The sequence below is a fragment of the Streptomyces sp. NPDC037126 genome (assembly GCF_055605965.1).
The window spans coordinates 1-13,458 of record NZ_JBVJTD010000056.1 but is presented as its reverse complement, the minus strand read 5'-3'; the positions used below and the strand labels follow the sequence as shown (position 1 = coordinate 13,458).

Below are 13,458 nucleotides of genomic sequence, written 5' to 3'. Positions count from 1 at the left end.
AAGGAGTCCCAACTGCGCCGCGCACAGAACCTGGGGCTGATCCCGCCGCCCGACATCGAGGGACGACGCTGGTCACGATCCCTCGCCATCAGCCTCCCCGACCAGGTCGAGCAGATCCTTGACCAACTCGGAGACACAGCCATACCCGCCTCCGCACCCGCCGACCAGACCCGACCAGCCGCCACCAAGCGCACCTCCCGTGGCAAACAGGGCTTCGGACCCGTCCAACTCGCCCGCCACCTCGGTCTCAAGGACTGGCAGCTCAGCCGCGCCCAGCAGCGCGGACTCATCCCCGGACCCGACCTGGACGGAGGCCGCTGGTCCGACGCCGCAGCAGAACCCCTCCCCGCCCTCGTCCCCGGGATCCTCGCAGAGCTGGGTGACCACCCAGGGCTGGGATCCCAGAAAGCGGCAGACCACCTTGCCGAGCACACCGGTCTGCCCGTCGAGCGTACGGACGTCCAAGACCTGGCAGAGCAGGGAGCACTGCATCCCGTCGGCGAGTTCAAGGGCTGGCCCATGTACGCGATAGAAGACCTCGAAGCGCTGTCACACGACCAGGTCGAGAGCGTCATCGCCACGCGCCGCAGCTGGATCGAGCAGAGTCTCACCAGCACGGAGGCGGCAGGGCTCCTCGGCTGGTCAGTCGGCAGGTTCGAAGTGGCCACCGAGAAGCACAACCTCACCCCCGGACGCTACGGCCGCTACGCCCGCACGGATGTCGAGAACCTGGCGCACACCTCTCACTGAGCACCCATCACCAAGGCCCCGCAGCCCCGTCGCTGCGGGGCCTTTCGCATGCCCAGGCCTGTCCTGCCGCTCCCGGCCGCCCGACCCCTCCAGGCACACCAGTCGTCCGGTCCCGGACCTCTCAGTCCGTCCATCGCTCCTGGTGACGGACCTGTCGTCACGTCGAACCAGTGCCGGGCCGGAGATTTTCCCGGCACTCGAGCCTGGCAGACGGCGGGGCGGTGGCGCAAAGCCGGTCGGAAAGCACGACCGGCCTTGCGCCCCCACCCCGCCGCCCGCCGGGCGGCTCCGTGCCGGGAAAACCCCCGGCCGGGCAACCGGCTCGCCTCTGGCGAGCCGACCGCCCGTCACCAGAAACCCGGTCAAAGGCCGGGTCTGGAACGGAGGTCCCATGAACCAGAAGCCGAAGGTAGCGATCGTCCACGAGGACATGCACGGACAGACCCGAGGCGGTATCAACATCGTCTTCCAGAACCTCGCACAGAGGCTCGCCCCGAACCACGAGGTCTTCGTCATCACCCAGCAGACCCCGCACCCGCTGCACCTCCCCGGCGTCCGGGTGATCCACCTGGACCGGACCGAGGACCTCGGCTTCCACCGCCGCACGGTCGACGCGGTCCTCACCGGAATCAGGCCGGACATCGTCGAGTCCTCCACCTGGGCGGCCGAAACCCTGGTCTACGCGAAGCGACCCCGCAGCCAGCGCGCACCGGTTCTCATCCGGGCCGACCTGAGCGCCAAGACCATGGGCATCCCCGCCCTCGCCGCCGACGAGCACGAGCTCATCAAGCACGCGGACAAGGTGATCGCAGTAGGCGACTGGACCGCCGGCGACATCGAGAGGGCCTACGGCGTCCGCCCGCTGACCGTCCCCAACGGCGTCGACCGGTCCCTGTTCAACCATGGCCCGGCCAGCGCCCCGATCTCCAGCGGCCAGCTGGTAACCGGAGGGTTCGACAGCGAGGGCCACCCGGTCCACTCCGAGGACCTGGCACCGCACGCGGCGGACACCGAGGCGCTGTGGCGCCGGATCACCCCGAACGGCGTGGACGACCCCGTCCGCGTGATGTGGCTCGGCAAGCTCACCGAGATGAAGGGCTTCGACCGCTTCCAGGAGATCGTCCGAGCCCTCCGCGGACGGGCGGTCTTCACCGTGGTGGTCGGCCACGGTGTGAACCACTACGAGTTCACCATCGCCGACGAACCCCACGTCCAGTTCCTCCGCGACCTGAGCATCACCGATCTGGTGAGCATCATCCGCAGCTCGGAGTACAAGCTCACCACCTCCCGCTGGGAGGGCTTCGGCCTGGCCGACGCCGAGGCCCTGGCCTGCGGGACCCCGGTCCTGATGCCCGACGACCTGGGCACCTCCCGCGAACTGCTCACCGACGGGGTCACCGGCGCGATCTGGACCGACCTGGACCACCTGGTCCGGATCGTGACCGCCCGGCCCCAGCTCAAGGGCGCCCTCCCGGACCGCTTCGACTGGGACGCCAACGCCGCCACCACCGCCGGGCTCTACAAGGAGCTCCTGACCGGCCGCAAGGGCCAGTGAGGTGAACCCGATGCGAATCCTCTTGATCGGACCCCACGAGACCAAGGGCAGCCTGCCCCCGTACCTGGACGTGCTGGCCGACGGCCTGCGCGCCCTCGGTGCCGAGGTCGACCGCCTCGGCACCCCTGGCGTCCCCTACGACGTCGAGGCCGGAGCCTTCCGCAGCAGGGAGGCGATCCTCCAGCAGGCCACCGAGCTGCTGGCGCCGGTCGACCTGGGGAAGTACGACGTGCTCTCGGTGCACTTCGGCAATCTCGAAGTCGAGCAGCTGCTGCCCACCCTCTGGGGTGGGCAGCCCCGCCCCCCGGCGGTCTACCACGTGCACTCCCTGGCGTGGACGCTGTTCGACAGCTGGGTTCCGTCGCCGGACCTTCTGGCTCAGGTCTACGAAGGAGTCCGCTCCATGGACGGCTACCTCTGCTTCGGCCGCTTCGGCATGAAGGCCATCGCCCGACTCGGCCGCCCGGGTGCACCGGCCCGGGTGAGCTTCCTGCCCACCACCATCACCGAAGGCACCGCAATCCGCAGGTCCGAGCTCGAACCGGGGACGCCGGTCCGGGCAAGCCTTTACGGCTTCCCGTCGACATGGAAGGACGCGGCCGGCCTCGTGGAGGCCTTCCGCCGGATGCGCCATCCGATGCGGTTCACACTGGCCGGTCCCGGCTGGCTGAACCCGGAGCTGACCGGCGTAGACCTCAAGGCCGGGCCGACCCGCTACGGGCCGGTCGAACTGACCGTCCGCGACCAGTACATGGGCGTCGCCGACCGGGCGGCCCTGGTGGCCGAAACGGATCTGGCGGTCTTCCCCTATCAGCCCATCGAGACCTTCCAGGGCACCGGAGCCCAGGCCGACTACGGCGTCGCCGGAGTCCCGGTGCTGGCCACCGCCGTGGCCAACCTGGCCGAACTGGCCGGACCCTCCGGCCAGATCGTCCCGCCGGGCGACCCGACGGCTCTCGCCGCCGCGATGGACCGCTTCGCCGGTGACCCGCAGTACCGGGCAGGCCTCCTCACGGCTGCGGCCGACTGGGCGGAGCAGTTCACCACCCGCACTCACGCGGCTGCCTGCCTCGCCTTCTACCGCGAGGTCATCAACCGCACCTGATCACGCACCACCACTAAGGGCCGGTCGGCCCGGGCCCACGCCCGGGCCGACCGGCCCTTTCCCATGTCCCGCTCCAGAAAGGAAGCACCCCATGAAGCTCCACGTGTTCGACATGGACGGCACCGTGCTGCGCGGCACCGCCACGAGTCTGGAGATCGCCCGCCGGCTGGGCTGCCTGCCCAAGACCTACGAGCTGGAGGACGCCATCCTGAACTGCCGCATCAGCGCCCACAGCCTCGCCGTCTCCTTCTGCGACCTGTGGTCCGAACTCACCCAGGAACTCGTGGACGAGATCTTCCACGAGGCCCCGTGGATCGGCGGACTGCGCGAGGTGCTGCACGACATCCAGGCCCGTGGCGAGTGGGCGATCGTCGTGACGCTCTCCCCGTCCTTCTTCGCCGAGAACCTGCTCTCGTTCGGGGCGAACAAGGTGGTCGCCGCCCGGTACCCCGAGCTGCCGTTCTCCGTCGCCCCCGACCCGGCCGGGATCCTCAGCCCGCCAGACAAGATCACCGCCGTCGACCGGACCCTGGCCGACCTCGGCCTCACCCTCGACCAGTGTGTCGCCTACGGGGACTCCGGCTCCGACATCCCCCTCTTCGGGAAGCTCACCAATACCGTGGCGGTCAACGCCTCCGAGCGTCTGCGCAGCATCGCCCGGTTCACCTACAACGGAGACGACCTCCGCGAGGCCTACAAGCTGGGCCGCAAGGCGCTGGAGACCCCGGCACCACGAAGCGTCTGACCCCCGGCCGGCCCTCACCCACCCGGTGAAGGCCGACTCATTCGGTGGCGGGCGGGAGCCGTCTCCCGCCCGCCACCGGGCCCTCTCAGAACGCGGTCGCCCCCTTGCGGGGGCGGCTGCTTGGTGGCCCGGTGGCGTTCACCGTCCCGGCGGCGTCGGCCCCGGGGGGCCTTTGGCCACCGCGACGGGCCGCCGGGCCTCGGTCACGCCTTCGGCGTGGCTGTGCTTGTGGCCCGGCGCGTTCACCGGGACACGGCGCTCAGGCCCTGAGGGGCCTTCGCACCCCGCCCCGGGCGCCGGCCCCGGAACACGCGTCGTCGCCTGGCAAGGGCGGACAGCCCGACCCACCCGCTTTCGGCGCTCGAACAGGGCGGCCCTGCGCCCCCTCCTCAGGGCTTCGGCGCCCTGCCCGATCCAGCAGCAGGCACGGGCACCAAGCGGCACGGCCGGAGCGTTCTCATGAACGCACCGGGGAAACCGCCCCGCTGCGCGCGCGGAACCAGCCCAGAACACCCGGCCGCTCCGCGCAGAGAACAGCAAGGAGCCCCGTGCCCGACGAACTCACCGGCGCCGCCGCACCGGTCATCCGGCTACGACCGGACTTCCGCCCCACGGCATTCCTCTCCCGAACCGACAAGTCCCTGCTCATCGCGGGGGACTGCGATGACGGACCGGCCGTTGCGAAACTGCTGACCACCCCGGAACCACTGTGGGCCGAGAAGTTCGGCACGGAGATCGACGCCTACCGGACCTTCGCCGCGACGCCCCCGCCAGTACCGGTTCCCGCCCTCATCGCCGCCGACGACCGGCACCACATGCTGGTCGTCGAACACGTCCGAGGCCATTGCCCGGTCGCGGGCCGCGACCGGTTCCCACCACAAGCACTGGACCCCGCACACGTCACCGCCATGCTGACGGCCATGACCGACCTCGGTCGATGGAGTGCCCCCGCAGGGGTGTTCACACGCACCCTCGACTACCTCGCACGTCTGGACCGGGACCACCACCAAGGCCTGACCACCCCGCAGGAACACCAGATCCTGACCGACCTGTTCCACCAGGCCGGCCCCGTCCTCGTGCCAGGCCACGGGGACCCCCTGCCGACCAACTTCGTAGTCAGACCCGACGGACAGGTCACAGTGATCGACTGGGAGCACGCGGGACACTACCTCCCAGGACACGACCTGGCGGTTCTATGGATCGTCCTGGCCGCCACTCCGGAAGCCCGTCCGCAGATCGAGGAACTGGTGGCCGCCGGATCCCCGTCCGCCCGAGCCGCCTTCACCCTGAATCGGGCCATGCTGCTCGTACGAGAACTCCGCAACCACCGTGCGGTGCCCCCCTCCACATGGCGGGACGAACGGGTGGCGGCAATCGACCGTGACTGGCAGGACGTGCGCGAACTGCTGCGGGCCGGGTGACACCGGACTGACCTGGCATCACCAAAGGGCCGGTGGACCACCACCGGCCCTTTCGCATGGCCGATCCGACAAGCCCCTACCTGCGGGACTCTCGACCGGCAGCGCAGCGGTCCGTGAGAGACCAGGACACCTCCACTGCTCCCGGCTGCATCCCGAGCCCTTGAGAGCACGAGCCCACTCCGGTCCGTGCAGTGTTTCCAAGAACCCGGTGCCGTCCAGGGAGCTCCGGCGTCCCTCCCGGCCCCGCGAGCCTGCCAGACCTCGGGGGCGGGCCGCAAAGGGCGCCCGCAGCAAGCTGCGGACGGCCGCGCCCTTTGCGGCCCGCCCCCGAGGCCCGGCGGTCGGCTCGGTGCCGGGAGGGACCCGAAGCGTCCCTGGCCACCACCACATCGTGGTCAGAAACCCGGCCCGAGACATCGGAGTCGGAACCCATGCACACCAGTCACCAGGGCGCGGACTACCGCGCCGCCTACGACCTCGGAGACGGCATCCAGCTGACCGTCTTCACCGACCACGCCCCGCTACTGCAGTACCTGGACAACTTCCACCACCGCGTCGGCGTCGCCGCCCCGGGCGGGTGGACCATCGTCGCCCGGCTCACCGACCCCATCCCGGGGATGACGCTCAACCCCTGGGGCGTCGGCTACCAGGCCGACCCCGAGAACCGGGTCCTCCACCGCCGGGTGACCAATCCGGACTACCTCATCAAGGGCACCCAGATCGCGGTGCGCGAGGCGCTGGTCGAGTACTGGGAGAAGCGCCGGTACACCATGCTCCACGCCGCCGCCGTCCACAAGGACGGCGTCCTGATCGTCTTCACCGGCAACATGCGCGCCGGCAAGACCACGCTCTCGCTGGCCGCCCTGGAGCACGGCTGGGAGCTCGTCTCCAACGACCACACGGTGGTCTTCCGCGACGACGACGGCCACCTGGTGGTCACCGAGATCCCCACCGTGATCGCGGTGCGGATCGCCACCTACCTGCAGATGGAGCGCTTCCTGCCCCTGCCCGACGACCTCAACGGCGTCGACATCGACGCCTGGCGCAAGCGCACGGAGCGCGAGCGGATCGAGGCCAGCGACGAGTACGTGATGTACCTCAGCCGCCCCTCCCTGAACCTGCCGTTGCGGTCCTCCATCCGCTGCGGTGCCGGGACCGACACGCGGGTCGTGATCGTCTCCCCGACCTTCGGCTCGGCCAACGTGCTGGAGCCCGTCGCCGACCCCGCCCCCCTCCTCGAACCCCACATCCGCAACAAGTGGGCGTTCGACCCGAACCGGAACACGCAGGAGCTCCCGCGCGAGCAGCGCACCCCGGAGCGCTTCCGCGCCGACGGCCTGGCACTGGCGGCGGCACTCGCCGACGGCGCCGAGGCCTTCGCCTGGGACCACTCCGGCGACATCACCCCGCTTCTGAACACCCTGGCCACCGGGAGGAACGCATGAACCCCACCGTGAGCGTGATCGTCCCGACCCACAACCGCCCCGAGACGCTTGACCTGGCGCTTGCCAGCCTCGCCGCCCAGGAAGGGGTCGAGGTCGAGGCCATCGTCGTCAACGACGCCGGACCCGACGTCAGCCCCGTGGTTGCGCGATGGTCGGACCAGCTCGAGGTCCGACTGATCAACCAGCCCCGCAACAGGGGCCTGTCCGCCGCCCGCAACCGCGGCATCGAGGAGGCGACCTCGGACCTCATGGCGTTCCTCGACGACGACGACGTCTACCTCCCGGAACACCTGAAGAACCTGGTGGCCGCACGAAAGGCCTCGGGTGCGGACATCGCCTACGCGAGCTGCCCCGTCAGCGAGTGGCGTGTCGACCCGGTCACCACCACCAGGGAGGAGATCGACAGCATCCCGGTCGTCTTCAACTTCGACGTCGAAGCGGCACCGGGGATCCTCCACGTCGCGAACCCCATCCCGGTGCACAGCGCACTGGTGCCCTCCCTGCGGGGCATCGGGGCGCGGTTCGACACCAACCTGCCCGTCCAGGAGGACTGGGACATGTGGCTGCGCCTGGAGGTGCAGCATGGGATGAAGTTCGTCCACGTGGACGAACGCACGGTGATCTACCACCGGCCGCGCAAGTTCGCGAGCATGACCACCGACGCCATCTCGGGCGGCAACAGTGTCTTCTACGAAGGCCACCTGCGGCTCATGGAGCGCTGGCCGGTCCCCGCGGATTCGCCGGCGGCCCTCTACCGCCCCTACATCCTGGAGTCCTACGGGCTGGGCACAAGCGGTCCCGTCTCTCACTTCCGCTACGAGGACAGCCTGCGGGAGATCTACAAGGCCATGGCGGGGATAACCGGCTGTGCCGGCCTCCACGACAGGATCTCCGCAGCGATCCGCGGAGACGTGCTGACAGAGCGGTAACCGACAAGACACCACTCCAGCCGGTCGGCCCGGGCAACCCGCCCGGGCCGACCGGCCTCGGCTCCAGGCGGGCGGGGCCCTTCGGGGTCCCGTCCCCGCCGGGTGGGTGGGAGTGGTCGCCCCCTTGCGGGGGCGGCTGCTTGGTGGCCCGGTGGCGTTCACCGTCCCGGTGGCGTCGGCCCCTGGGGGGCCTTTGGCCACCGTGCCGGGCCACCGTGCCTTGGTCACGCCTTCGGCGTGGCTGTGTTGGTGGCCCGGCGGCGTTCACCGTGCAGGGTTCTGCCGGCCCTGGGGGGCCGTCAGAACCCTGCACGGGCCGCCGGGCCGTGGACACCCCCTGGCGGGGGCGGCCCCTACAAGCCGACCCGGCCGGTTCGTTCCTCACCGGCCAGGTCGCCGGCGTGGCCGGCCCTGGCGGGCCGGCCACCCTCGCGCCGTCCCGGCGCGGGAGGTGGTGGTGGTCTCGGTGGCGGGGGTGGCGGTGTCGGTCATCGGGTGGCTCGGGTCGGTGCGGGTGGCCCGGCGGGGTGCCCGCGTGGTGTTCCGGCCGGGTCAGCCTCGCAGACGCGGTCGGGGGTGCAACCGAGGGCCTGATCCGGACAGCCAAGATCTTTTGCGTCGGACGAGGGCCGGGCTATCGCCCCTTTTTGGCCCTCGCCAGCGCCGCAAAACATCTTGGCCGTCCGGGTCCCTCGGTTGCACCCCCGCCCTATTGCGCCTGCGCGCCTGCCCTTGCCGGAACACCCCGCCAGCGGGCACCCCGCCGGGCCACCCGCACCGACCCAAGGAGCACCCGATGACCGACACCACCGCCACCCCCGCCACCGAGACCACCACCACCTCCACCTCCGCCGCTGAGGCCGTCGCGAGCCTGGGCGAGCCCACCTGGTCGACGGTCACGCTCGGCGACATGGCCGGCTCGGACAACGACTAACCCCCCGGGGGCGGGGCCCTTCGGGGTCCCGTCCCCGCCGGGTGGGTGGGAGTGGTCGCCCCCTTGCGGGGGCGGCTGCTTGGTGGCCCGGTGGCGTTCACCGTCCCGGTGGCGTCGGCCCCTGGGGGGCCTTTGGCCACCGTGCCGGGCCACCGTGCCTTGGTCACGCCTTCGGCGTGGCTGTGTTGGTGGCCCGGCGGCGTTCACCGTGCAGGGTTCTGCCGGCCCTGGGGGGCCGTCAGAACCCAGCACGGGCCGCCGGGCCGAGGATGTGGCCGCCTGGCGAGCCCGCTCCTATGCCCGTGGCCAACTGGGATGTCCGCGCGACAACATCTCCGGCCGAGAACCGCCGGCCGGAACCTGCCCTTCGACACGTGTGGTTCGGCTGCCCACTGCGCCCGTCAGAGGCCTGTCACAGCCGGCTGACCCCGCATGCGCGCCGACGTTGGCGGACACGGGCGGATGTTCCTCACCCATTCACGGGACCGGCGCCATACCAGAGTGCGCCGTCTGACGCCGCGCCTTCTCGTCCTGCCCCGGTTCCGTGGGGGGCCCGAGAAGCCCCCGCAGCTTGCGCGAGGTGACTGCCCTTCAGACCCCGGCTTTCGGATGACGGCGAGCAGTGCCTGGTCGGGGGTCCGTCCCGGCACTCGAGCCTGGCGGGCGGTAGGGCGTGGCTGCAAGGCCGATCGTCGCTTCGCTCCAAACGACCGGCCTTGCAGCCCCACCCCACCGCCCGCCGGACGGCCCGTGCCGGGACGGACTCCCGACCAGGCACCAACCCACCCCCGCCACACGAAAGGCCGGAGTACCCCATGAACACCAACCCCCGCAAGGCCGCCGTCGCCGCCGCCCTCTCGGCCGCAGTCGCCTTCACTCTCACCGCCTGCGGCAACAACGTCGAGCACGGCACCGTCACCGAGAAACACTTCACCCCCGACTCGTACTCGGTCGTCAACGTTCCCAGCACCACCTGCACCAAGGGCCGTTGCACCACCACCAGCCACCTCAGCACCGTCTACACCCCCGAGCACTGGACGCTCGTTCTCCGCGACGCGGAGGGCCACACCGGCTCGGTCGACGTCAGCGCTGAGAAGTACGGAAGCGTCAAGGTCGGCGACCAGTACTGATGGACCGGGCCGGGGACCTCACGAGGTCCCCGGCCCAGTCCATTCGGGCAGCACCGGCGGCGGCCATCGGGCCGCCGCCCTCTCATGCACACCGGAGGAAGCAATGAAGGTTCTCATCGCCGGCGGCGCCGGCTACATCGGCAGCACGATCGCCTCGGCCTGCTCGGATGCGGGTATCACCCCCGTGATCCTCGACAACCTGGTCACCGGCAGGCGGGAGTTCACCGCAGGCCGGCCCTTCTACGAGGGTGACATCGCGGACGGGTCGCTCATCGACCGGGTGTTCGCCGAACACCCGGACATCGACGCCGTCATCCACTGCGCCGCCCTGATCGTGGTGCCGGACTCAGTCGCCGATCCGGTCGGCTACTACCGGGCGAACGTCGCCAAAAGCCTCGACTTCGTCGAGCACCTGCTCCGCAACGGATGCGAGCGGATGGTCTTCAGCTCCTCTGCCTCCATCTACCGGGCGGGCGCCGACCTGACGGTCGATGAGGACGCCGTCATCGACCCGCAGAGCCCGTACGCGCGGACCAAGGCGGTCTGCGAGGCAATGTTCGCCGACATCGCCGCCAGCCAGCCGATCCGGATCCTGTCCCTGCGCTACTTCAACCCGATCGGGGCGGACCCGAGCATGCGCACCGGACTGCAACTGCGCCGCCCCAGTCACGCCCTGGGCAAGATGATCCAGGCTCAGGAGGACGGCATCCCGTTCCAGATCACCGGTACCGGCTACCCGACCCGCGACGGGTCGGGCATCCGCGACTACGTCCACGTCTGGGACCTGGCGGCCGCTCATGTCGCCGCGCTGCAGCGGTTCGACACTGTGTTGACCGGCACGACCACCTCGACAGCGATCAACCTGGGCACGGGCACCGGGACCACGGTGAAGGAACTCCTCAACGCTTTCAACAGCGTGGCGGACGCGCTGGAGGGTGTTGAGGCCGAACCGCGTCCGGGCGACGTCGTGGGTGCCTACACCCGCAGCGACCGCGCGGAGCAGGTGCTGGGATGGACCCCGAGGTACTCCATTGCGGACGGCATCCGACACTCTCTCCAGTGGGCCGAAAACCGTGACGAGGTCCTCGGCCAGTAGCGGGACTTGGGGCGCGGCCGCCATCGCGGTGGCCGCGCCCCGAGCGCGAATCAGACTCCGGCCGTGTACGGGTCGGGAAACGCTGCGACAGCTGGGCAGCAGCGGCAGCCCTCCCATCGGCGACGGGTGGCCTCTCCGTCGGGGCGAACTGCTCGCCGGCCTGCACCAGTACGGAATCCTGCGGTGCTGCGGTCCGCTGCGCGTCCGCCTGTACTCCCGCAGCATCGCCCGTATCTCCTTGATGGAGAGAGGTATGAGGGCGGCTAGGTCCTGCTCGCTTCCGAACAGCTCAGCCTGGAGCTGGCTGCCGACTGAGTCGGCGGGGTCCTCGGGCTCCAGCCCGCCGGGCGGGTGGGAGTGGTCGCCCCCTTGCAGGGGCGGCTGTTTGGTGGCCCGGTGACGTTCGGAAGTCGTTTCGTTCGCGGCGGCGACGGGCCGGTCGGTGTTCATGGGGGTTTCCGTCCTCCGTCCGGACGCGAGCAGTGCCTGGTCGGGGGTCCGTCCCGGCACTCGAGCCTGGCGGGCGGTAGGGCGTGGCTGCAAGGCCGATCGTCGCTTCGCTCCAAACGACCGGCCTTGCAGCCCCACCCCACCGCCCGCCGGACGGCCCGTGCCGGGACGGACTCCCGACCAGGCACCAACCCACCCCCGCCACACGAAAGGCCGGAGTACCCCATGAACACCAACCCCCGCAAGGCCGCCGTCGCGAACGAAACGTCTTTCCGGTCCCGGATTCTGACCTACGTTCTCAATCGGGCCATCGATCTGATGGAGCGCATGGTCGGACGCATACGCAAGCGCATCATCGACGCCGCGTCCCGGAAGGCCGCGGCGTTCGTCGCCGAGAACTTCCCCAGTCTCTTCGCGAAGCGGCTGAGCACATCCGAATCCTGGGCCGGCTACCCGTGGTGGGGCGAGGAGGGCAAGGTCCCGTCGTGCGCGGTGGCGTACCTGGGCGATGGTGTCTGGCTGCACTACACGGGCGTTGATGTCCTGACGGTCATCGCCGCGTGCGGTTGCGGGGTCGGGTATCGGTCGAAAGTGCTGACCGAGTCCGAGTCCCAGCGTGGGCTGGGCTTGGAGGACGACCCGCAGCCGGCCGAGAAGAAGAAGATCATGAACTCGCTCCTCGACTTTTTCGCGGCTTCGGTCGTCCGGGGTCTGGTGAACGGTCAGGGGTGCGGGCAGTGCAGCAGCGTTGAGGAGCGCGAACGCTGATCGGGTTCCGAGTCGATCCGGTGCTGCCCCGCTCGTGTCCTGGGCAGCACCGGAATCCAGCAGCGAACATGGCGACTCGCGGCTTCCGATCAGTCGTCAGCAGCTAGCTCGGCAGCCGAAGAGATTTCTGTGGGGGGCCGGAGCCCGCTGGCGCGGTCTCCGTCCCGGGGGCCGGAGCCCGCTGGCGCGGTCTCCGTCCCGGGGGCCGGAGCCCGCTGGCGCGGTCTCCGTCCCGGGGGCCGGAGCCCGCTGGCGCGGTCTCCGTCCCGGGGGCCGGAGCCCGCTGGCGCGGATACAGTCGATCTTGCAGGAAATTCGAGGCAGCGCAGTATCGCATCAATGGCCTCGCGCTGGTATGTACGGAGTTCCTTCACAGCCATTTGGACTGCTCTGATTCTGGATCTCTCATAACCTACGAAGAGGACGTGACTCCGGCCCCACGACGTGTGAACAACACGGAAGATGCCGGTAATCGCATCGCAGTTCCACTGTCCGCCCAGTGGGCACACAGTGGTGCGAATCTGCGGTTTGATGTCAATGGTGGTGTGCGTGTGTTGTCACCATGGCTGGTGGTTCTGACCTTGTGTGTTGCTGCATTGGGTGGGGTGGTGATGGTGTCACTCTGGTGGTTTCTTCTGGGCGTGGTGGTGCAAGTTCCCAGTTCCTACGCAGTCCGTTGCGTGATGCAGCGGGGGCGGAGCTTGGTTCCAGTCTCTAGCCTGTGATTCACTTTGAAGCACAGGCCTGGGGGAGTGGCCCGGATCCGCCAAAGATACCCACTGCATCAGGTGATGCAGTGGGGGGCGGGGCTGGTTCCAGAGTTGCTCCGGAAGAAGTTTTGATGCACCGTCACCGGAGGTTTCCAGCTGGGCAGTTGCGACCCCACCACCCCCTCCTCGCTGCCCGGCGCAGCCGGTTGGGCGGGAGCGCAGCGGACGCCCTTGCCCTGGAGCGCGAAGCGGTCCAGGGCCTGCGGGTTGGAGCGCAGCGGAATCCCGATATCCGCGCGCAGCGCGAATTACTCAACACGCGGAGCGGGTTGAGCGAAAGGTGCGCAGCACCTTTCTTGAATTCGCGGAGCGAATTCCGCTTGCCTCCGGGCGCAGCCCGGAGGGGACCCGCTCCGCGGG

10 protein-coding genes and 1 pseudogene are annotated in these 13,458 nt (G+C 69.9%); all 11 read left to right on the top strand.

Going from position 1 to position 13,458, the window contains the following annotated elements; translation table 11 throughout:
* Nucleotides 1-750: pseudogene (locus tag ACZ7FF_RS44025) on the top strand (hypothetical protein); the annotation flags it as partial.
* A gap of 391 nt (nt 751-1,141) precedes the next feature.
* A complete protein-coding gene (locus ACZ7FF_RS44020; RefSeq protein ID WP_470820275.1) occupies nt 1,142-2,305 on the top strand; it encodes a glycosyltransferase family 4 protein in 1,164 nt (387 codons plus the stop codon).
* A 10-nt stretch (nt 2,306-2,315) separates the two neighbouring features.
* A complete protein-coding gene (locus ACZ7FF_RS44015) occupies nt 2,316-3,410 on the top strand; it encodes a glycosyltransferase family 4 protein (RefSeq protein ID WP_470820274.1) in 1,095 nt (364 codons plus the stop codon).
* A 91-nt stretch (nt 3,411-3,501) separates the two neighbouring features.
* On the top strand, nt 3,502-4,155 hold the full coding sequence (locus ACZ7FF_RS44010) for an HAD family hydrolase (protein ID WP_470820272.1): 654 nt from the start codon (nt 3,502-3,504) through the stop codon (nt 4,153-4,155).
* A 548-nt stretch (nt 4,156-4,703) separates the two neighbouring features.
* Complete coding sequence (locus tag ACZ7FF_RS44005; RefSeq protein ID WP_470820271.1) at nt 4,704-5,576, top strand: phosphotransferase family protein; 873 nt, start codon at nt 4,704-4,706, stop codon at nt 5,574-5,576.
* 431 nt (nt 5,577-6,007) lie between these two features.
* Entirely contained in the window at nt 6,008-7,021 is a 1,014-nt protein-coding gene (locus ACZ7FF_RS44000; RefSeq protein ID WP_470820269.1) for a hypothetical protein, read from the top strand.
* Nucleotides 7,018-7,950: a glycosyltransferase family 2 protein gene (locus ACZ7FF_RS43995; RefSeq protein ID WP_470820268.1), complete on the top strand. Its 933-nt coding sequence runs from the start codon at nt 7,018-7,020 to the stop codon at nt 7,948-7,950. Before ACZ7FF_RS44000 ends, ACZ7FF_RS43995 begins: the two co-directional genes overlap by 4 nt.
* Nucleotides 7,951-8,746: 796 nt before the next feature.
* On the top strand, nt 8,747-8,884 hold the full coding sequence (locus tag ACZ7FF_RS43990; protein WP_470820266.1) for a hypothetical protein: 138 nt from the start codon (nt 8,747-8,749) through the stop codon (nt 8,882-8,884).
* A gap of 815 nt (nt 8,885-9,699) precedes the next feature.
* Nucleotides 9,700-10,014: a hypothetical protein gene (locus ACZ7FF_RS43985; protein WP_470820264.1), complete on the top strand. Its 315-nt coding sequence runs from the start codon at nt 9,700-9,702 to the stop codon at nt 10,012-10,014.
* A gap of 103 nt (nt 10,015-10,117) precedes the next feature.
* On the top strand, nt 10,118-11,110 hold the full coding sequence (gene galE / locus ACZ7FF_RS43980) for a UDP-glucose 4-epimerase GalE (protein WP_470820263.1): 993 nt from the start codon (nt 10,118-10,120) through the stop codon (nt 11,108-11,110).
* A gap of 675 nt (nt 11,111-11,785) precedes the next feature.
* Nucleotides 11,786-12,328: a hypothetical protein gene (locus tag ACZ7FF_RS43975; RefSeq protein WP_470820262.1), complete on the top strand. Its 543-nt coding sequence runs from the start codon at nt 11,786-11,788 to the stop codon at nt 12,326-12,328.
* Nucleotides 12,329-13,458: the final 1,130 nt, after the last annotated feature.